Origin of the sequence: Allorhizobium borbori (assembly GCF_014196535.1) — a bacterium.
Taxonomy (GTDB): domain Bacteria; phylum Pseudomonadota; class Alphaproteobacteria; order Rhizobiales; family Rhizobiaceae; genus Ectorhizobium; species Ectorhizobium borbori.
On sequence record NZ_JACIDU010000002.1, the window covers coordinates 52,760 to 73,469 of the forward strand.

Below are 20,710 nucleotides of genomic sequence, written 5' to 3' on the forward strand. Positions count from 1 at the left end.
CAAATGCGTTGCCGCAAGGCTTGCGTATGTTCGGAGCTGCCGAAAGTGAGGCGGTCGATTGGCCCTCATGGTGCAAGGCGGAACTTTCCGGACGCGGCCCTGAAGGACCGTATCGCGGGAACCGCTCCACAGTGCAAGGATACACGGGGAACGGGGGTTCCTGCGTTTTTTCGAGCACTGGCTGACCATGGAGGAAATGGCGTCCGAAACGCCGGGTCGTAACGCTTCAGGACGGGCTTGTAGTGCGCGACGTCCTGCCGACGGGATGATTGCTGGGCCGGACGCGCGTGGTCGGGGAGCTATGAAAACAGTGAACAAGAGCCTCAAGCTGAATACACGGGACAAGAATATCCTGATCAAGACACCGTTTCTGGCGAATCTGGGCAGCCACGCGTTGAACCGGATGCTGGAGATCGTGACGGTCAATGGTTATGAAGCCCGCGATATCCTGTTCCGGGAAGGCGAATTCGCCGAACATTTCTATTGCGTGCTGAGCGGCTATGTCCGCCTCTACCGTCTGAACAAGGATGGGCGCGAAGCCGATATCCGCATCTGTGGTCCGGGTGACACCTTCGCGGAATGCCTGCTCTACAAGGGCGACACCTATCGCTACAACGCACAGGCTGCCGAGCCCATCACCGTCGCCCGCTTCGAATTGCAGAAGGTGCGGGACATGGCCGAGCAGGAGCATGATGTGGCCAAGGCCGTCATCCAATGCCTCTCGACCCACCTGATGAGCACGATGGATTGTGTCGCCAATGACCGGCTGCAGACCGCGCCGCAGCGCGTCGCCCATTATCTGCTCGACCAGTGCGCGACACAGGATTGCGCCTCGGCCTCCATCCGCCTGCCCTTCCAGAAAAGCCTTCTGGCCGGCAAGCTCGGCCTTGCGCCGGAGGCTCTTTCGCGCGCCTTTTCCTCTCTCCGCCGTGCCGGCGTGACGGTACGCGGTCGCGTGATCCAGATCAGCGACGTGAGCGCGCTCAAGCAGATCTGACCAGATTTAGCGGGAGGAAACGGGGCCGGGGCGCGTTAAGCGTCCCGGCTTTTCGTTGCCAGTCGATCAGGCCGCAACAAAGCGCCAGCCCTTGCCCGCCTTTTCAACCCGCACAAAGCCCGACACATGACCGCCGGACGCAACCCAGCCCTCGCGATGCGCCCGCTCGAAAATGGAACGGCGGCTGGCGGCACCCTGCGCAGGATCGGCATCGTAGACGAAACAGAAATCCGGATCGTCAAGCTGAAATGCCGGCGCGTGGACGAGATCACCCCACAGGACGAGCCGCTCCGCCCCCTCACCGATCAGATAGCCGAAATGGCCGGGCGTATGACCCGGCATGGAAATCGCCTCGATCCCCCGCAGGACAGGGCCTTCACTGATGGGCTTCACGCGGTCGCCGTAAGTGGCCACAAGCCGTGCGGCAATATCGAAACCGCCGCGCCGGTAACTCGGCACGGTTTCCTTCACCGCAGCGTCGGAGAAGAAGGCGAGATCGGGTTCCGGCGCGAAAATATCAGCGTCGGGGAAGAACCGCCCGGCCTCGCCGAAGAGGCCGAGCGCATGATCGCCGTGGAGATGGGTCAACAGCACCCGGCGGACATCGCCAGGCTCAATACCTGCCGCCGCCAGCGCCGCCCGCCCGAGACCGAGTTCCGGTCCCCAGAACGGCCCGGTGCCGGCATCGACCAGCGTGATGCCATCCGGGCCGGAAAGCGCGAAGAAGTTGACATCCATATCAACGGTCGGCCCGCTCCAGGCGGCCACCGCCGCATCCCGCACGGCTGCATTGGTGGCATGGGCCAGATGCTCGATCGGCGCCCGGTAAACGCCATCGATGAAGGTCGTGATTTCATAGGGGCCGAAACGGCGCGCCTCGGTCATCTCACAGCCCGCCATTTACCTTGAGAAAATCGACAATCTCGGCCACGCCATCCCCCTGTTTCAGATCGGTGAAGACGAAGGGCATTTGACCACGCTGTTTGGTGGCGTCGCGATCCATGACGGCGAGATCAACACCAACATAGGGCGCGAGATCCTTCTTGTTGATGACGAGCAGGTCGGAGCGGGTAATGCCCGGCCCGCCCTTGCGCGGAATTTCCTCGCCCTGGCACACGGAGATCACATAAAGCGTAATATCCGCCAGATCCGGCGAGAAGGTCGCGGCTAAGTTATCGCCACCGGATTCGATGAAGATCACGTCGAGATCAGGAATACGCTGGTTGAGATTGGCAATGGCCTGAAGGTTGATCGTCGCATCCTCGCGGATCGCCGTGTGCGGGCAGCCGCCGGTCTCGACGCCGACGATGCGGTCGGACGTCAGGGCCTGCATGCGCACCAGCGCCTCGGCGTCCTCGGTGGTGTAGATGTCGTTGGTGACGACCGCGACAGACCATTGATCACGCATGGCCTTGCACAGCTTTTCCGTCAGCGCCGTCTTGCCCGAGCCCACCGGCCCGCCGATACCGACCCTGAGGGGTCCGTTGTCAGATGCCATTTCCGTCTTCCTCTTAGATCACGACCGGAACAGCCGCGAATATTGCACCTCATGCCGCATGACCTCGATTTCGGCGCGAATGGTCGCCGTGCCAAGGTCATCAAGCGTCGAAACTTCCGCGCGGGCGGCCAGGCCAAGGAGCGTGACCTCAAGCCGCGACAGGATGGCGACGCCCTGCTTCTGCCCGGCAACGCCGAGCCTCAACCCGGCCGAAACGAGCTGCGAGGCCGCCGCATGGAGATAGGCGGCAAGACCGGCATCAAGCGCCACGCCGTTCAGCCCGGCAACCGAACCCACAGCCACCGGATACGCCGCACCGGCCGCGAAAGCGGGGCGCGGCCATTCGGCAGAAGCCTCCAGAAAGGCAGAGCCGAGGGCCATGGTTTCCTGATGCCGCTCGCGCGAACCGGCCAGCGCTTCGGCCAGTTCGGCCGCCGTCTGCAGCCGTTCGGCATTGCCGCATTCCCGCCAGGCTTCCGCGAAAAACACCGCATCGTTCCAGCCCGCCCCGTGGGACAGAGTGGCGACGATCCAGCCTTCGAGACCGGCGGCGTCCTTCACCCAGCCATCATGAACGGCACGTTCCAGCCCGCCGGAATAGGCGAAGGCCCCGACCGGAAAGGCGGGCGAAAGCCAGGTCAGAAGACGCAGCAACGCAGCGCCGGCTTGCACATCACTCATCGCGCGGCTCAGCCGTGCTTGTGTCCGTGGTCATGGCCATGGTGATGCCCGCCGCAACCGCATTCCGCGCCATGCTCATGGTGGTCGTGGCTGTGATCGTGCTCATGCGCATGGCCGTGATCATGATGATCGTGGCCGTGGTGGTCATGGCCGCCATGGGCGTGATAGGCACCGCGCACCGGCTGGAAAGCGGTTTCAACCGGCGTGACCGTGGCGCCAAGCCCTTCCAGCATGGAGCGGATGACGTGATCGCGCTGGATGAGGATACGCTCCTCATCGATCTCGGCCGGCAGATGGCGATTGCCGAGGTGCCAGGCGAGTTCGGTAAGATGCAGGCGGTCGCGCCCGGTAATCTCGAACAGCTTTTCCTTGGCAGCAACGATCTCGACCAGATCGCCGTTCTCCAGCATCAGCTTGTCGCCATCGGCAAACAGCACGGCTTCCTTGAGGTCCAGCATGACCATCTCGCCATTGTCGAGATGCAGCAACTTGCGGCGCAGATGGCGCAGATCGTGGGGAAGCTCGACTTTGGCCGTCGCCGGATCGGAGGGCTGGCCGGCGGGGATATAGGAATGGACGTGCTGCATGGTTTTCCCGTCTAATACGTTGAAACAGGGGGCCGAAGGATGAAACCCTTCGGCTTTCCCTCTTCTTAGAACAGAAAATAACGCTGCGCCATGGGCAGAACGGTTGCGGGTTCGCAGGTCAGCAATTCGCCGTCCGCACGCACCTCATAGGTTTCCGGATCGACCTCGATATGCGGCGTCAAATCGTTCAGCTTCATGGAGGCCTTGGAAATGCCGCCGCGCGTGTTCTTCACCGCCACGAGGTTCTTGGCAACGCCGAGCCGCGCCGCAAGACCCGCATCGAGCGAAGCCTGCGAAACGAAGGTGACGGAGGAATTGGTCAGCGCCTTGCCGTAAGCGCCGAACATCGGGCGATAATGCACCGGCTGCGGCGTCGGGATGGAAGCATTCGGATCGCCCATCGGAGCGGCGGCGATCATGCCGCCAATGAGCACCATATCCGGTTTCACACCGAAGAAGGCCGGGTTCCAGACCACCAGATCGGCGCGCTTGCCAATCTCGATGGAACCGATTTCATGGCTGATGCCATGGGCGATCGCCGGGTTGATCGTGTATTTCGCGATGTAGCGGCGAACGCGGAAATTGTCGTTGTCGCCGGTTTCCTGCGCCAGACGTCCGCGCTGGCGCTTCATCTTGTCCGCCGTCTGCCAGGTGCGGATGGCGACTTCACCGACGCGGCCCATGGCCTGGCTGTCCGACGAGATGATCGAAAACGCGCCGATGTCGTGAAGAATGTCTTCCGCCGCAATGGTTTCCTTGCGGATGCGGCTTTCGGCAAAGGCAATATCTTCCGGGATCGACGGCGACAGGTGATGGCAGACCATCAGCATGTCGAGATGTTCGGCCAGCGTGTTGACCGTATAGGGCCGTGTCGGGTTGGTGGAAGACGGTATGACGTTCTTCTGGCCGCAGATCTTGATGATATCCGGCGCATGGCCACCGCCGGCCCCTTCCGTGTGGAAGGCATGGATGGTGCGGCCCTTGAGCGCGCCGACCGTGTCTTCCACAAAGCCGCTTTCGTTCAGCGTATCGGTGTGGATCATCACCTGCACGTCATATTCATCGGCCACCGAAAGGCAGCAGTCGATGGCGCCGGGCGTCGTGCCCCAATCCTCGTGCAACTTGAGCGAGGTCGCGCCGCCCAGAACCATTTCCTCCAGCGCGCCGGGCAGCGAGGCATTGCCCTTGCCGGCAAAGGCAAGGTTCATCGGAAACGCATCCGCCGCCTCGATCATGCGGGCGATGTGCCAGGGACCGGGCGTGCAGGTGGTGGCGAGCGTGCCGTGGGCCGGGCCGGTGCCACCGCCCAGCATGCAGGTCAGGCCGCTCATCAGCGCTTCCTCAATCTGCTGCGGGCAGATGAAGTGAATATGGCTGTCCATGCCGCCGGCGGTCACGATCTTGCCCTCGCCGGCGATCGCCTCCGTGCCGGGGCCGACGATGATGTTGACGCCCGGCTGCGTATCCGGGTTGCCGGCCTTGCCGATGGCATGGATACGGCCGTTCTTCAGGCCGATATCGGCCTTGTAGACGCCGGTATAGTCGACGATCACGGCATTGGTGATGACGGTATCGACGGCGCCGTCGGCGCGCGTCACCTGGCTCTGGCCCATGCCGTCGCGGATGACCTTGCCCCCGCCGAACTTCACCTCTTCACCGTAGCTGGTATAGTCCTTCTCGATCTCGATGAAGAGTTCGGTATCGGCAAGGCGCACCTTGTCACCGACGGTCGGACCGAACATCGAGGCATAGGCGGCGCGTGACATCTTGTAGGGCATGGGCTTCTGGCTCCCGGACTTGCAAATCGTGTGAGATAACCGGGCTTTGGCGCCCGGCAACCGTCAGAAATTCAACTTAGCGAAGACGCAGCGCTTCGGCGAGTTCCTTGAGTTCCGCCGTCCGTGTGTCCGTCACCTTCTTCAGGCAGACGAGAACGAGATAGGGTTCGCCCGTGCCGCCGCGCATCGGATAACCTGCCACTTCGCAGGTCGCGTCGCGATACTCGATCCAGGCGCGCTGCGACTTCAGCAGCGTCTTCTCCCCGGCCCGTTCGGCCTTCTCGCGATAGCTGTCGGAAAGGGCTGCCGCTTTCTTCGTCAGCACCCATTGCGCGTTCAGGGCCTTGTCGGCCTCGGCATAGTCCTGATCGGCGCAGTAGTTCATTTCCATCTGCGCCTCGGCCTTGCTGCAATCGATCTGCGGTTGCTGGGCAAAGGCGGGCGCGGCCATGAGCGAAACGAAACCCGCCGCGAAAAGAAGAGATGTTTTCACAGCTTGCCCATCACCTGCTGGCGGAAACCATAGACTTCGCGCTTGCCCGAAAGCGGGATCAGCGTCACCTGCCGCGTCTGGCCCGGCTCGAAGCGCACGGCGGTGCCGGCGGGAATATCGAGCCGCATGCCGCGTGCCTTGTCGCGATCAAACGACAGGCCGCCATTGGTTTCGGCGAAGTGGTAGTGGCTGCCGACCTGCACCGGACGGTCGCCCGTGTTCGACACATCCAGCGTCACCGTGGGCAGACCGGCATTCAGCTCGATCTCACCGCTTGCGGCAATGATTTCTCCCGGGATCATGAAAGCCCCTCCTCAGACTGTGATCGTGAGCGCGTCACGGATCGGTTCATGCACGGTGACGAGCTTGGTGCCGTCGGGGAAGGTCGCCTCGATCTGAACGTCGTGGATCATTTCCGCCACGCCTTCCATCACCATGGCCCGCGTCACCACATGGGCGCCGCTCTCCATCAGTTCCGGCACCGGGCGGCCATCGCGGGCGCCCTCGACCACGAAATCGGTAATCAGCGCAATGGCTTCGGGATAGTTCAGCTTCACGCCGCGCTCCAGGCGCCGCCGCGCCACCATGGCCGCCATGGAAATCAGCAGCTTGTCTTTTTCTCTGGGAGTGAGGTTCATGGCAAATCCATTCTCATGGGACTAGAGATTCCAGACTTTCGGCACTGGCGCGCCCTTGCGCAAGACGGAAAGCATCGGGATCATGATTTTTCTCAGGGAGAACCCGTCCACCGCCGCGAACCGCACCACCAGCTTGTCCTGCCAGAAGCTGGCCCCGCCAATGGCATCGCCCAGAATGGCGCGCACTTTCGGCAGGAATGCCTCGGCATCGGCAGCACAATAGAGCAATGTCGCAAACGCGACCTCGCCGCCCAGAACCGGCACAAGAGAGGTCAGCTGCGCGATGTCGCCATCGAGCTTCAGTTCTTCCGCGTGAACGAGCCGGCCCGAGCGGCGCACACGCCAGCGGTCGCGAAACAGCCCGGTATTCATCGCCTCTCCCATGGCCTTGCGCCCGAGAAGGCAGGCTTCCAGCCCGAGAAACTCGGCGGTCTCGTCCAGATCGACATCGAGCCTGCGGGTCAGCGCGGCATTGTCGAACAGGATGGTTTCCTGTGGCAACCAGTGAACGCGCGATCCCTTGCCGGCCACGATATGCGTCGCCACTTCGGCGGCACCTTCGGCTGCCTTGTAAATCTTCTCGCAGGCCTGCGTCGTCACCGTCAGAAAGGTTTCGTCCTCGGCGCGAATTTCCCATTCCAGCCGGTCGCCGCCCGTCAGCCCGCCGGACGAATTGATGAGTACGGCCTCCATTTCCTGCGTGAAGGTTTCCGGCAGGCGAATCTTGCCGCATCCTTCCTGGTAAAGCTCGCTGACCCGCGCACGCCCTCCGGAAAACCGCGCCGTCAACCGGCCCGTTCCCCGCGCCCTCTGGGGCCTGATATCCGCCGCGTTCGTCACCCAGCACCTCGTCTGCCTGCTGCCGCACTTCACGGAAAGGGCGCCGCTCGCCCGCTTCATCCGCAAAGGCTGCAAAGCAATTCCCGTGCCGTTTTTGACCGAATGGACAAAGGGCCGTTTTTCCGAGCACTGGCAAGACTTGCCACCCGCCTTTCGGAAAGACCAGCCTTTCCTGCATATTATTTATGCAGAACGACATTCGTTCCGATCACACGGTCAGATGGCGACGGGCTTCCTGCGTGTCCAGCGTTTCCGCCAGCCCCTCATGCACGATCTCGCCGCGATCCATGATGTAGACGTAATCGGCCAGTTCGCGGCAGAAGTCGAGATATTGTTCAACCAGAAGGATGGCCATGCCGGTGCTGTCGCGGAGATAGCGGATCGCCCGGCCGATATCCTTGATGATCGACGGCTGGATGCCTTCGGTCGGCTCGTCCAGCACGAGGATCGAAGGGCGCGTGACCATGGCGCGACCGATGGCGAGCTGCTGCTGCTGTCCGCCCGAAAGATCGCCGCCCCGCCGCGCCAGCATGGAACGCAGCACGGGGAAGAGGTTGAAAATATCCTCGGGAATGGAGCGGTCCTTGCGGGCCAGCGGCGCATAGCCGGTCTCCAGGTTTTCCTTCACGGTCAGCAGCGGGAAGATTTCACGCCCCTGCGGCACATAGCCGATGCCCTTGCGGGCGCGGGCGAAGGGCGGCAGGCCGTTCAGCGTCGTGTCGCCGAACGTGATCGTGCCGGCGGACACCGAATGCTGACCGGTGACGGCGCGCAGCAGCGAACTCTTGCCCACGCCGTTTCGCCCGAGAACGCAGGTGATCTTGCCCGCTTCCGCCTTGATGGAAACCCCGCGCAACGCCTGCGCCGCGCCGTAATGAAGATTGATGTTATCGACCGTCAGCATTGGCTTCACCTTCCCAGATAGTTTTCGATCACCTTGGGATCGTTGCTCACGTAGTCGATGGAACCTTCGGCAAGCACCGATCCCTCGGCGAGGCAGGTGACCTTGACACCAAGATCGCGGATGAAACCCATGTCGTGTTCGACGACGACCACCGAACGGGTCTTGGCGATTTCCTTGAGAAGGATCGCCGTTTCCACGGTTTCGGCATCCGTCATGCCGGCCACCGGCTCATCGACCAGCAAAAGCTTCGGCTCCTGCGCGAGCAGCATGCCGATCTCCAGCCATTGCTTCTGGCCGTGGGAAAGGCTGCCCGCCAGTTCATGGCTGCGGTGGCCCAGACGGACGGTGGCGAGGATTTCCTCGATGCGGGCCTTGTCCTCTTCCGTCAGCGTATAGAACAGGGTGGAAAAGACGCCGCGCTTGCGGTTGAGCGCCAGTTCAAGATTGTCCCACACCGTGTGGCTTTCGAACACGGTGGGCTTCTGGAACTTGCGGCCAATGCCCAGCCGGGCAATATCCGCCTCGTCCTTCTTGGTCAGATCGACGCTGTCCTCGAAGAACACCTCGCCGGAATCGGGCCGGGTCTTGCCGGTGATGATGTCCATCATCGTCGTCTTGCCGGCGCCGTTCGGGCCGATGATGGCTCTGAGTTCGCCGGGCTCGATGACGAGCGACAGCGAGTTCAGCGCCTTGAAGCCATCGAAGGAGACGCACACATTGTCGAGGTAAAGCAGGCTTCTCGGTCTGGTTTCCGTCATGATCCTTACTCCGCCGGCTGGATTTTGGTGTCGCTGTCGATGCCGGATTCGGCGTCCCTGGCCGCCTTCATGGCCTGGCGGGCCTTGAAGCGGTGCTGGATGGTGCCGACGATGCCGCGCGGCAGGAACAGGGTGACGGCGATGAACAGGCCACCCAGCGCAAAGAGCCAGATTTCCGGGAAGGCGCCGGTGAAGACGCTCTTGCCGAAGTTGACCAGCACAGCCCCGATGATCGGCCCGATCAGCGTGCCGCGACCACCCACCGCCGTCCAGATGACGACTTCGATGGAGTTGCCGGGCCCGAATTCACCGGGGTTGATGATGCCGACCTGCGGCACGAACAGCGCACCGGCAATGCCCGCCATCATGGCCGAGACGACGAAGGTGAAGAGCTTGATATGCTCGACGCGGTAGCCGAGGAAGCGCACGCGGCTTTCGGCATCGCGCACCCCGACCAGCACCTTGCCGAACTTCGAGGAGACGATGCCCGAGGCAATGGCGAGGCACAGCGCGAGGAAGAGCGCGGTGGCGGCAAAAAGCGCGGCGCGGGTTCCGTCCGCCTGAATGGAGAAGCCGAGGATGTCCTTGAAGTCGGTCAGGCCGTTATTGCCGCCAAAGCCCATGTCGTTGCGGAAGAAGGCGAGCAGCAGCGCATAGGTCATGGCCTGGGTGATGATCGACAGATAGACGCCGTTGACGCGGGAGCGGAAGGCGAACCAGCCGAACACGAAGGCGAGCAGGCCGGGCACGACGACGACCATCAGCATGGCGAACCAGAACATATCGAAGCCATGCCAGAACCACGGCAATTCCTTCCAGTTCAGGAAGACCATGAAGTCTGGCAGCACGGGATCGCCATAAACGCCGCGCGAACCGATCTGGCGCATCAGATACATGCCCATCGCATAGCCGCCGAGCGCGAAGAAGGCGCCGTGACCAAGCGAGAGAATGCCGCAATAGCCCCAGACCAGATCGAGCGCGAGTGCCAGCAGCGCATAGCACAGATACTTGCCGAAAAGCGACATGGCATAGGTCGGCACATGCAGCGGATTTTCCGGCGAAAGCAGGAGATTGGAGGCCGGAACCAGCACGCCGATGGCGAGAAGGACGAAGAGAACGGCGACAATCTTCCTGTCGAAGCCCCTGAGAAGGAATTGTGTGATCATTATTCCACCGCCCGGCCCTTGAGGGCGAACAGCCCGCGGGGACGCTTCTGGATGAACAGGATGATGAGAACGAGCACGAGGATCTTGCCCAGCACGGCCCCGACATAAGGCTCGAGGAACTTGTTGACGATGCCGAGCGACAGAGCGCCCACCAGCGTGCCCCAGAGGTTGCCCACACCGCCGAACACCACGACCATGAAGCTGTCGATGATGTAGGACTGGCCGAGATTGGGCGATACGTTGTCGATCTGGCTGAGCGCAACACCCGCAAGACCTGCGATGCCCGAGCCGAGCGCGAAGGTGAAGGCATCGACCCACGGCGTCTTGATCCCCATGGACGACGCCATTCGGCGGTTCTGGGTGACGGCGCGCATCTGCAGGCCGAAGGCCGAGCGCTTGAGAAGGGCAAGCAGCGCCAGGAACACGACGATGGAGAACAGAATGATCCACAGGCGGTTCCAGGTGATGGCGAGGCCGCCGAGCTGGAACGAACCGGACATCCAGGACGGGTTGCCCACCTCGCGGTTCGTCGGCCCGAAAAGCGAGCGCACCGCCTGCTGCAACACCAGCGACACGCCCCAGGTGGCCAGAAGCGTTTCAAGTGGCCGACCATAAAGGAAGCGGATGACGCTGCGTTCCAATACGAGACCAACCGCGCCGGTTACGACGAAGGCAACCGGCAGCGCGATCGCCAGCGACCAGTCGAACAGTTCGGGCGCGTTCTGGCGAATGAACTCCTGCACGATGAAGGTGGAATAGGCGCCGATCATCACCATTTCGCCATGCGCCATGTTGATGACGCCCATGACGCCGAAGGTGATGGCAAGACCGATGGCCGCCAGCAGCAGGACAGAACCGAGCGACAGGCCGTACCAGACATTCTGTGCCGCGTCCCAGAGCTTGAGCGTATCCTCGATCCCGGCAATGGCTTTGTCGATGTCGGGCTTCAGGCTTGCATCGACGCTCGCCTCGGCGGAGCGCAGGATGCCGATGGCATCGCGCCCGCCGATCTTCTTGATCGTCTCGATGGCAAGCTTTTTCTGGTCCACGGGCCGGTCGGAGGAGAGCAGCGAAACCGCCTTTGCCTCCTCCATGATCGTGCGAACGCCGCTGTCCGTTTCCTTCTCGAGCGCCGCCTCGAGCAGCGCGAGATTATCGGCGGAAGGCGATTTCAGCACGGCCTGCGCGGCGGCAAACCGGACGGCCTTGTCCGGCGAAAGCAGTGTCAGGCCGCCCAGCGCATTGTTGATGGCGCGGCGCACGGTATTGTTGACCTTGAGCTTGGTGAGTGCGCCCTTGGCCGCCTCGCCCGTCGCTTCGCCCGTCGCCGGGTTGAAAAGCTGGAGCGTGGCGCCGGTTCCGCGCGCGACGAACACCTTGCCGTCTTCCTTGCGCAGATACAGATCGCCGGCGCTGAAGGCTTCGAAGGCGGGAACGAGCTTCACATCACCGGTCTTGCCGAGTTCGGCAATGATCTTTTCAGTCTCGGCGAAATTGGCCTTGCCAAGCTGGTCGAACAGGGCGGCAGGGTCGGATTGCGCCGCGGCGAGGCCCGAAAACAGAAGGGAAAGAAGAAAGGCGAAAGCCGCCGCTGCGTTTCTGAACGTGGTCATGGCGTGATCCCGAGGATGCGGACGCAAGGCGCCCGTGCAGCGAATGGATCCGGAACGGATGAAAGCATTTTCTGCAAAAGGCGCGACACGCGCCATGTCTTGGAAAATGAAAGCGATAGAACGCCAGAAGCGGGATGAAGTTAGACAGCACACAGCTCTTCACCCCGCCTCGGCCCTGCAAGTGATGCCGCCGTCAGGCGGGCGCGAAGCGGGCCCGAGAGCCCGCTCCCTTGATATTACTTGCCCTTGCCGCCGCACTTGCCGGTGGCAACGTTGAAGTTGCCGCAGGACATCGGAGCGCGCCAGTCGGAGATCAGATCCTTGGAGTCGGGCAGGAAGTCGGACCATTCGTCGCCAACGACGGAAGCGGTTTCCTTGACGATGGAGAACTGGCCGTCTTCCTGGATTTCACCGATCAGCACCGGCTTGGTGATGTGGTGGTTCGGCATGACGGTGGAGTAACCGCCGGACAGGTTCGGAACGGCAACGCCGATGATCGAGTCGAGAACCTTGTCGGTGTCGGTGGTGCCGGCAGCCTCGACAGCCTTAACCCAGGCGTTGAAGCCGATATACGTGGCTTCCATCGGGTCGTTGGTCACGCGCTTGTCGTTCTTGGTATAGGCATGCCAGGTCTTGATGAACTCGGCGTTGGCATCGGCTTCGACGGACTGGAAGTAGTTCCAGGCAGCGAGATGGCCGACGAGCGGCTTGGTGTCGAGGCCGGCGAGTTCTTCTTCACCCACGGAGAAGGCGACGACCGGAATGTCGGTGGCCTTGATGCCCTGGTTGCCGAGTTCCTTGTAGAAGGGAACGTTGGCGTCGCCGTTGACGGTGGAAACCACGGCGGCCTTCTTGCCGGCCGAACCGAATTCCTTGATTTTGGCGACTTCCGTCTGCCAGTCCGAGAAGCCGAACGGCGTATAGTTGATGAGGATGTCTTCCTTCGGAATGCCCTTGGAGATCAGGTAGGCTTCCAGGATCTTGTTGGTCGTGCGCGGGTACACATAGTCCGTGCCTTCGAGAACGAAGCGCTTCACGCCTTCTTCTTCGAGCAGGTAGTCCACAGCCGGAATGGCCTGCTGGTTCGGCGCGGCGCCGGTGTAGAAGATGTTGCGCGAGGACTCTTCGCCTTCGTACTGAACCGGGTAGAACAGGATGGAGTTCAGCTCTTCGAAGACCGGCAGAACGGACTTGCGCGAGGAAGACGTCCAGCAGCCGAACACGGCGGCGACCTTGTCCTTGGCGATCAGGTCGCGGGCCTTTTCGGCAAACAGCGGCCAGTCGGAAGCGGGGTCGACGACGACGGCTTCAAGCTTCTTGCCGAGGACGCCGCCCTTCTTGTTCTGCTCTTCCACGAGCATCAGGACGGCATCCTTCAGCGTCGTTTCGGAAATGGCCATGGTGCCGGACAGCGAATGCAGGACACCGATCTTGATCGTGTCTTCGGCAGCGAATGCGCCGGAAAGTGCCGTTGCAGACATGGCGGCAGCGAGAAGCGCACCACTCAGCTTGATCTTCAGAGACATATGAAGAGACCCCTCTTGATGATTTTCGTTGGACGGCAACGGAGGGATTAAAAATTCCTTACCCCCCTGCTGGCGCCAACTATCCGGCACGCTTTCGCAATGCGACATACGTCAATTGACGTAGGCATGGGGGCAAGATGGGCGCAACGAAGCGAATGGGAACCCTTGGCGGGGGGCGGCGTTGTAACCGGGAGACCCCATCCCCGTTAAGGAAAGGAAGAAACCATGACCAGCAACGCCGCAAGCCTGAAACCGAAGGCACACAGCGAGTCCATGAATGTCGGATTGACGGCGGCCTACCGCCGGGAAATGGCGAAAGACCTCTCCGACATCCTTGCCGAAAGCTATCGTCTTCTCATAAAGAGCCACATTTACCACTGGAATGTGGTCGGCCCCCTGTTCAAGCCGCTGCACGAACTGACCGAGGAACACTACAAAGCGCTGTTCGAAGCCATCGATATCGTCGCAGAGCGTATCCGGGCTCTCGGCCATCTGGCACCGGCAAACCTCGATATGGCGGCGCGTTTCGCTCCGAAGGCCGGTGAGGCCGAACATCTGACAGCCGCCTCGATGATCGATGATTTGATCGCCGGACACGAAGCCGCCGTGCGCCTGGCACGAACCACCGCCACAAAGGCCGACGATCATTCGGATGTGGTGACCGCCGACATGCTGACGGATCGTCTGACTTTCCACGAAAAGGCACTTTGGATGCTGCGCGCCATTGCATCGGAATAAGGCACGAATGCACGGGAGGCTCGCCCGTGGCGAGCCTCCCGAAGGACGTTAAGGCGGCTAACGCCGTGTGATCTCAGGCCAGAAAGCCGGCAATATAAGGCCAGATCTCGACAAAGCCGGTATAGAGCATGTTCACCGTCACATAGGCGATGACGCCGAGGCCAACATAGGCGATCCAGCGATGCTTGTGCAGCAGGCGGGCGACGAGATTGGCGGCCAGGCCCATCAGGCCGATGGACAGGATGAGGCCGATGACGAGCACGCTTTCATGTTCGCGCGCCGCCCCGGCAACCGCCAGTACGTTATCCAGCGACATGGAAACGTCGGCGACGACGATCTGGGTCGCCGCCTGCATGAAGGTCTTGTCGACATTGAGATCGACATCATCCGTCTCGCCGGTCTTGTGGGGCTCGTGCGCGGCGGCGCGCAGTTCCTTCCACATGTTCCAGCACACCCACGCCAGAAGCAGGCCGCCGAGGAAATGCAGGCCGACGATGTTCATGAGGTAGGCCGTGCCGCTGGCAAAGGCGATACGCAGAACGGTGGCGGCGAGGATGCCGACGAGAATGGCCTTGGTGCGCTGGTGCGCCGGCAAACCGGCGGCGGCAAGGCCGATGACCACAGCATTGTCACCGGCCAGAACGAGGTCGATGGCGATGACCTGAAGAAGGGCGCCAAACCCTTCAGGCGTGAAGATTTCCAACATTGTCGAGACCTGAAGCCCCCTTTTCTCAAATTTCAGTCACGCACCCGTTATCAGAACCGTCGCCGGGTGGGAAAAACAAATCTGGCCTCAGGCGATCATTTCCCCCATGCACCCCATGCATTCCGGCAGGCTCCGGCACCTACGCCATATGACGTAGGTGGGCAGGTCGTTTCCCGCACGCCAAGCTTTGTCGCGGTGCAGCACCCGTGCTAGGAAGAAAAGGACAAGCGGAAGGGACGACATGACGGCGCGGCAACGCATCATTCCGGTGAGGCGCGAATATAATCGCTGGGTGGCGAACCAGACGCTGGAGGACTACGCGCTTCGCTTTACCGCCAAGAGCGCGCGGCGCTTTTCCTCCGACCGCATTTCCCAGACCGCCATCGGCGCCATTTCCTTTCTGGCGCTGGAAGCCATCGGCGGCGCGATCACGCTCTCCTACGGCACGACGAACGCCTTCTTCGCCATCGTCGCGGCGTCCATCGCCATGCTGGCGATCGGCCTGCCCATCAGCCGCTACGCCATCCGCCACGGTGTCGATATCGACCTTCTGACGCGCGGTGCGAGCTTCGGCTATATCGGCTCCACCATCACCTCGCTCATCTATGCCAGTTTCACCTTCATGCTCTTCGCCATCGAGGCCTCGATCATGTCAGGCGCGCTGGAACTGGCCTTTGGCCTGCCGGTCTGGATCGGCTACATCGTCAGCGCACTGGTGGTCATTCCGCTGGTCACCCATGGCGTGCAGCTCATTTCGCGCTTCCAGATCCTGACGCAGCCCTTCTGGATCATCCTGAACATCCTGCCCTTCATCTTCATTGCCCTGATGGATTCAGGCAAATTCGATCTCTGGGTCGCTTTTCAGGGCATTCACCACGCGGCGTCCGAACCCGGCACCTTCGCGCCCTTCCGGCTGGTGGAATTCGGCGCGGCCTCCGCCGTCATCCTTGCGCTCATGTCGCAGATCGGCGAGCAGGTGGACTTTCTGCGCTTCCTGCCGCCGGAAGGCCAGACGAGCCTGCGCCGCCGCATCGCCGTCTTCCTCGCCGGTCCGGGCTGGGTCATCGTCGGCGCGCCGAAGCTTCTGGCCGGCTCCTTCCTCGTGGTGCTGACGCTTTCGACCGGTGTGCCGGCAACGGAGGCCGCCGACCCCTCGCATATGTATCTCGCCGCCTTTGGCTACATGATCCCGAACGAAAGCGCCGCCCTGCTTCTGATGGCCGCCTTCGTCGTCGTCTCGCAGCTCAAGATCAACGTGATGAACGCCTATGCCGGGTCGCTCGCCTGGTCGAACTTCTTCTCGCGGCTGACCCATTCGCATCCCGGCCGCGTGGTGTGGCTGGTGTTCAACGTGGCGATCGCGCTGCTTCTCATGGAACTCGGCATCTACCGGCTGCTGGAAGAAACGCTCGGCATCTTCTCGATCATCGCCACCGCCTGGCTCTGCACCATTTCCGCCGATCTCTTCATCAACAAACCGCTCGGCCTTGCCCCGCCCGGCATCGAGTTCAAGCGCGCTCATCTCTTTGACATCAACCCGGTTGGCACCGGCACACTGATTCTCTCGGCCGGCATCGCGCTCTTTGCTCATTTCGGCCTGTTCGGCGCCATCGCCGCATCGCTGGCGCCCTATATCGCGCTCGTCGCAGCGCTCGTCATCTCGCCCGCCATCGCCTGGGCGACGGACGGCAAATATTACCTCGCCCGCAAGCCGCGCCGGCAATGGAAGACGATGAGCAGCATCACCTGCTCCATCTGCCAGCACCCGTTCGAGCCGGAGGACATGGCGTGGTGCCCCGCCTATTCAGCGCCGATCTGTTCGCTCTGCTGTTCACTGGACAGCCGCTGCCACGACATGTGCAAGCCGAAGGCCCGGCTGAACGCGCAGGCCGGCAGCGTGGCGCGCAAGTTCCTGTCCGAAAAGGCCGTAGCGTGGATGGGTTCGCGGCTGGGCCGCTATGTGCTATCTGCCTGCGCCTCGATCACCGCCATCGGCGCCATTCTCGCCCTCATCGCTCATCAGGTGGGGGCGGCCTCACCCGAAACCGCGGCGGTGGTGAACCGCACCAGCTTCATCGTTTTCTTCGTCTTCTCGGTCATTGCCGGCGTTGTCTGCTGGTTCTATGTGCTGGCCCACGATGCGCAGGTGGTGGCGGAGGAGGAGAGCTTCCGCCAGAACAGCCTGCTGCTGAAGGAAATCTCCGCCCACAAGAAGACCGATGCAGCGCTCCAGCAGGCCAAGGAAGTGGCCGAAGCCGCCAACCGCGCCAAGAGCCGCTATGTCGTCGGCCTCAGCCACGAATTGCGCACACCGCTCAACGCCGTGCTGGGCTATGCGCAGATCCTCGAGCGCGACGAAACCATTCCGCAGCCGCGCCAGTCGGCAATCCGCGTCATCCGTCGCTCCGCCGATCACCTCTCCGGCCTCATCGACGGGCTGCTCGACATTTCCAAGATCGAGGCCGGTCGCCTGCAGGTGAATGCCAACGAGATCAATATTCAGGATTTTCTCGACCAGATCGTCGATATGGTCCGCCCGCAGGCGCTGGCCAAGGGACTGACCTTCGAACATGAGCGCGCCCGCATGATGCCGCGCTATGTGCGCGCCGACGAAAAGCGCCTGCGCCAGATCCTCGTCAACCTGCTCTCCAACGCCATCAAGTTCACCGATGAAGGCACGGTGCGCTTCGACGTCGCCTATCGCAATCAGGTCGCCACGTTCACGGTGAGCGACACCGGACGCGGCATTGCCGAAAAGGACCTGTCGCGCATCTATGAGCCCTTCCAGCGCGGCGAGGCCGAAAGCGTGCGGCCCCTGCCCGGCCTCGGCCTCGGGCTTACCATCACCAAGCTTCTGACCAACACGCTGGGCGGCGAAATCTCCGTTTCGAGCGAACACGGCAAGGGCACCACCTTCCGGGTACGGCTCATGCTGTCCGCCATCGACCGGCCGCTCATGAACCCGCCGGCGGAGAAAAAGATCACCGGCTATACCGGCCCGCGCCGCACCGTGGTGGTGGTGGACGACAATGAGGACCACCGCGACCTCATGCATGCCGTGCTTTCGCCGCTCGACTTCGTGGTGCTGACCGCCGGCTCCGGCGAGGCCTGCCTGACGCTGATCGAGGGCGTGAAGCCGGACATTTTCCTCATCGACATTTCCATGCCCGGCATGAACGGCTGGCAGCTCGTGTCGCGTCTGCGCGATTCCGGCCAGACGGCGCCGATCCTCATGCTCTCCGCCAATATCGGCGACGGCTCCTATGTCGGCGGCGATCAGGGCGGCCACAATGGCGCCATCGCCAAGCCGGTGGACCTGCGCCAGCTTTGCGACAAGCTGGCGCTGACGCTCGGTCTCGAATGGACCCATCAGGGCGACGAACCGGCAGCACCGCCCCCCGTTGCCGCCGAACTCAGAAGCCCCGGCCAGAGCCACATCGAGGAATTGCGGCGGCTCGGCGAGATCGGCTACATTCGCGGCATTCGCGCCAAGCTTTCGGAACTCGCCGCCCTGCCCGAGAACCGCCCCTTCGCGGAAGCGCTGGAACCCTACGTGCAGGCCTTCGACCTGAACGGATATGCCGCGTTCCTGACGCGGTTCGATGAACAAAGGAACGCGGACGATGCCTGAAGGAGCCTATCGGCGCGACATCGTGCTTCTGGTGGACGACAGTCCCGAAGCGCTCGGCTTTCTCACCGAGGCGCTGGAACAGGCCGGCTATTCCGTGCTGATTTCCACGTCCGGCCAGAGAGCGCTCGGCATTGTCGAGCGCATCACGCCCGACCTCATCCTTCTCGACGCGATGATGCCGGGCATGGACGGCTTCGAAACCTGCCGTCGCCTGAAAGCCAATGCCGCCGCGGCCCAGACCCCCGTCGTCTTCATGACCGGCCTGACGGAGACCGGCCACATCGTTCATGCGCTCGAATCCGGGGGTGTCGACTACCTCACCAAGCCGATCAATATCGACGAGTTGCGCGCCCGCATCCGCGTTCATCTTGCCAATGCCCGCTCGGCCCAGAGCGCCCGCGTCGCGCTCGATGCTGCCGGGCGGCATCTTCTGGCCGTGAAGGGCGATGGCGCGCTGCAATGGTCGACACCGCAGGCCGCGCGTCTCGCGGATACCGCCGCTGGCCGCGAAAATGGGCTCGATCAGGTGCTTTCCGCCATCGCCGTATGGATGAAGGACCGCAGCCGCCCCGGCTTCCAGCAGGACGCCCCTTTCTCCGTGACGACAGAGGGCGAAGCGAGCCTGCAGCTCGCCTTTCTCGGCGGCATCGGCCCGGATGAATTCCTGTTCCGCCTGACGGCGGCAAGCCGCCGCAGCGAGGATGAAACGCTCCGCCGCGCCTTCGGACTGACGGTGCGCGAATCGGAGGTTCTGGTGTGGATTGCCCGCGGCAAGGCCAACCGAGATATTGGCGAAATCCTCGGCCTTTCGGCCCGCACGGTGAACAAGCATCTGGAACAGATCTACGTGAAGCTCGGTGTTGAAAACCGGGCGTCGGCGGCGGTACGCGCCGCACAGGTTCTGCACGAGGGCTAAACCTCGACTTTCCAAAACCCCAAAACGGAAAAAGCCCGGCGAAATGCCGGGCTTTCCCTTTCATCCTGACGGACGAGATTACTTCTTCGGGAAGTAGGAGTACTTGCCGTCTGCACCCTTCGACCACTCGTAAACGATGTAGTCCGGACGGGTGATGTCGCCCTTGGCGTCGAAGCCGAGGTCGCCGAGAGCGGTCTTGAACGGACCCTTGGCCTTGATGGCTTCGGCAACCTTTTCGCTGTCGTTGGTGCCGGCAGCCTTGGCGGCTTCGGCGATGACCTGCAGACCGGCATAGGCATAGAGCGTGTAGGCTTCCGGTTCGAAGCCGGCCTTACGGAACTTTTCGACGAGTTCCTTGGAAGCCGGGTTTTCGCGCGGGTCCGGAGCGAACGTGTTCAGCGTACCGGCAACGGCGTCACCGGCGATGGAAGCGAGTTCGTTCGAAACGATACCGTCACCCGAGAAGAGCGGAGCCTTGAGACCCTGGTCGGCAGCCTGACGGATGATCAGACCGGCTTCCTGGTGCAGACCGCCGAAGTAGATCAGCGTGGTGCCGGCCTGCTTCAGCTTGGCGATGAGGGCGGAGTAATCCTTTTCGCCGGGCGTGATGCCTTCATAGACGACTTCCGTGACGCCGGCGGCGTTCAGAGCCTTCTTGGTTTCGTCTGCGAGACCCTGACCATAGGGGGTCTTGTCGTGGATCACGGCAACCTTGGCGCCCTTGTAGTTTTCGGCAATGTACTTGCCGGCCACAGCGCCCTGCTGGTCGTCACGGCCGCAGGTACGGAACGTGTTCCACAGGCCGCGCTCGGTGTACTTCGGGTTGGTGGATGCCGGGGAGATCTGGAGAATGCCGTTTTCGGCATAGATTTCCGAGGTCGGGATGGACACGCCCGAGTTGAAGTGGCCGATCACGTACTTGACGCCGTCAGCAACGAACTTGTTGGCAACCGAAACGCCCTGCTTCGGGTCGGACACGTCGTCGCCGAGAACGATCTTGATCTTTTCGCCGTTGATACCGCCAGCAGCGTTGATGTCGGCAGCGGCCTGTTCTGCACCCTTCTGGAGCTGAGCGCCGAATGCGGCGTTCGGACCCGTGAGCGGACCGCCGACGCCGACAAGGATGTCAGCCCAGGCACTGCCGCTGAAAGCGACCATGGCCGTCAGCGCGACTGCGGAAAGAAGAGACTTCTTCATGCCAATACTCCCAAAAAAGACGGGTTCGGGTTGATTCTGTCCC

General features: G+C 62.3%; 20 protein-coding genes. 4 read left to right on the forward strand and 16 right to left on the reverse strand.

Annotation, left to right across the window (positions count from 1 at the left end; translation table 11 throughout):
- Positions 1-310 precede the first annotated feature (310 nt).
- Complete coding sequence (locus GGQ66_RS02290; protein ID WP_370686271.1) at positions 311-997, forward strand: Crp/Fnr family transcriptional regulator; 687 nt, start codon at positions 311-313, stop codon at positions 995-997.
- A gap of 66 nt (positions 998-1,063) precedes the next feature.
- Here GGQ66_RS02290 and aidB read toward each other — a convergent pair whose 3' ends face one another.
- The 14 genes from aidB to urtA form a co-directional block, all read right to left on the reverse strand.
- Positions 1,064-1,882 carry an AidB family quorum-quenching N-acyl homoserine lactonase gene (aidB, locus tag GGQ66_RS02295; RefSeq protein WP_183788993.1) on the reverse strand — a complete coding sequence of 273 codons (819 nt, stop codon included), beginning with the start codon at positions 1,880-1,882 and terminating at the stop codon, positions 1,064-1,066.
- Position 1,883: 1 nt separating this feature from the next.
- The gene (ureG, locus tag GGQ66_RS02300; protein ID WP_183788995.1) at positions 1,884-2,495 is read right to left on the reverse strand and encodes an urease accessory protein UreG; all 612 of its coding nucleotides are present in this window, start codon (positions 2,493-2,495) and stop codon (positions 1,884-1,886) included.
- 18 nt (positions 2,496-2,513) lie between these two features.
- A complete protein-coding gene (locus GGQ66_RS02305) occupies positions 2,514-3,176 on the reverse strand; it encodes an urease accessory protein UreF (RefSeq protein WP_183788997.1) in 663 nt (220 codons plus the stop codon).
- Positions 3,177-3,184: 8 nt separating this feature from the next.
- Positions 3,185-3,763, reverse strand: coding sequence for an urease accessory protein UreE (locus GGQ66_RS02310; RefSeq protein ID WP_183788999.1), 579 nt, complete (start codon positions 3,761-3,763; stop codon positions 3,185-3,187).
- 65 nt (positions 3,764-3,828) lie between these two features.
- The gene (ureC, locus tag GGQ66_RS02315; RefSeq protein WP_183789001.1) at positions 3,829-5,541 is read right to left on the reverse strand and encodes an urease subunit alpha; all 1,713 of its coding nucleotides are present in this window, start codon (positions 5,539-5,541) and stop codon (positions 3,829-3,831) included.
- Between the two features lie 76 nt (positions 5,542-5,617).
- A complete protein-coding gene (locus GGQ66_RS02320; protein WP_370686272.1) occupies positions 5,618-6,034 on the reverse strand; it encodes a lysozyme inhibitor LprI family protein in 417 nt (138 codons plus the stop codon).
- Complete coding sequence (locus GGQ66_RS02325; RefSeq protein ID WP_183789003.1) at positions 6,031-6,336, reverse strand: urease subunit beta; 306 nt, start codon at positions 6,334-6,336, stop codon at positions 6,031-6,033. Before GGQ66_RS02325 ends, GGQ66_RS02320 begins: the two co-directional genes overlap by 4 nt.
- Positions 6,337-6,348: 12 nt before the next feature.
- Positions 6,349-6,672 carry an urease subunit gamma gene (locus GGQ66_RS02330; RefSeq protein WP_183789005.1) on the reverse strand — a complete coding sequence of 108 codons (324 nt, stop codon included), beginning with the start codon at positions 6,670-6,672 and terminating at the stop codon, positions 6,349-6,351.
- Between the two features lie 21 nt (positions 6,673-6,693).
- The gene (locus tag GGQ66_RS02335) at positions 6,694-7,512 is read right to left on the reverse strand and encodes an urease accessory protein UreD (RefSeq protein ID WP_370686273.1); all 819 of its coding nucleotides are present in this window, start codon (positions 7,510-7,512) and stop codon (positions 6,694-6,696) included.
- A 208-nt stretch (positions 7,513-7,720) separates the two neighbouring features.
- The gene (gene urtE, locus GGQ66_RS02340) at positions 7,721-8,416 is read right to left on the reverse strand and encodes an urea ABC transporter ATP-binding subunit UrtE (protein WP_183789009.1); all 696 of its coding nucleotides are present in this window, start codon (positions 8,414-8,416) and stop codon (positions 7,721-7,723) included.
- Between the two features lie 5 nt (positions 8,417-8,421).
- On the reverse strand, positions 8,422-9,174 hold the full coding sequence (gene urtD / locus GGQ66_RS02345; RefSeq protein WP_210287165.1) for an urea ABC transporter ATP-binding protein UrtD: 753 nt from the start codon (positions 9,172-9,174) through the stop codon (positions 8,422-8,424).
- Between the two features lie 5 nt (positions 9,175-9,179).
- Complete coding sequence (gene urtC / locus GGQ66_RS02350) at positions 9,180-10,340, reverse strand: urea ABC transporter permease subunit UrtC (protein WP_183789011.1); 1,161 nt, start codon at positions 10,338-10,340, stop codon at positions 9,180-9,182.
- A complete protein-coding gene (gene urtB, locus GGQ66_RS02355; RefSeq protein WP_183789013.1) occupies positions 10,340-11,953 on the reverse strand; it encodes an urea ABC transporter permease subunit UrtB in 1,614 nt (537 codons plus the stop codon). Before urtB ends, urtC begins: the two co-directional genes overlap by 1 nt.
- A 236-nt stretch (positions 11,954-12,189) precedes the next feature.
- Complete coding sequence (urtA, locus tag GGQ66_RS02360; protein WP_183789014.1) at positions 12,190-13,479, reverse strand: urea ABC transporter substrate-binding protein; 1,290 nt, start codon at positions 13,477-13,479, stop codon at positions 12,190-12,192.
- 225 nt (positions 13,480-13,704) lie between these two features.
- Between urtA and GGQ66_RS02365 the strand changes: the two genes are divergently transcribed.
- On the forward strand, positions 13,705-14,217 hold the full coding sequence (locus tag GGQ66_RS02365) for a Dps family protein (protein WP_183789016.1): 513 nt from the start codon (positions 13,705-13,707) through the stop codon (positions 14,215-14,217).
- A gap of 73 nt (positions 14,218-14,290) precedes the next feature.
- Here GGQ66_RS02365 and GGQ66_RS02370 read toward each other — a convergent pair whose 3' ends face one another.
- A complete protein-coding gene (locus tag GGQ66_RS02370; RefSeq protein ID WP_183789631.1) occupies positions 14,291-14,920 on the reverse strand; it encodes a TerC family protein in 630 nt (209 codons plus the stop codon).
- Positions 14,921-15,164: 244 nt separating this feature from the next.
- On the opposite strand from GGQ66_RS02370, the gene GGQ66_RS02375 reads away from it, so the two are divergent.
- Both GGQ66_RS02375 and GGQ66_RS02380 read left to right on the forward strand, forming a co-directional pair.
- Positions 15,165-18,554 (forward strand): hybrid sensor histidine kinase/response regulator, encoded by a 3,390-nt coding sequence (locus GGQ66_RS02375; RefSeq protein ID WP_183789018.1) that lies wholly within the window; start codon positions 15,165-15,167, stop codon positions 18,552-18,554.
- Positions 18,547-19,470: a response regulator gene (locus GGQ66_RS02380; protein WP_183789020.1), complete on the forward strand. Its 924-nt coding sequence runs from the start codon at positions 18,547-18,549 to the stop codon at positions 19,468-19,470. Before GGQ66_RS02375 ends, GGQ66_RS02380 begins: the two co-directional genes overlap by 8 nt.
- Before the next feature lie 78 nt (positions 19,471-19,548).
- Here GGQ66_RS02380 and GGQ66_RS02385 read toward each other — a convergent pair whose 3' ends face one another.
- The gene (locus GGQ66_RS02385; RefSeq protein ID WP_183789022.1) at positions 19,549-20,667 is read right to left on the reverse strand and encodes a branched-chain amino acid ABC transporter substrate-binding protein; all 1,119 of its coding nucleotides are present in this window, start codon (positions 20,665-20,667) and stop codon (positions 19,549-19,551) included.
- Positions 20,668-20,710 lie beyond the last annotated feature (43 nt).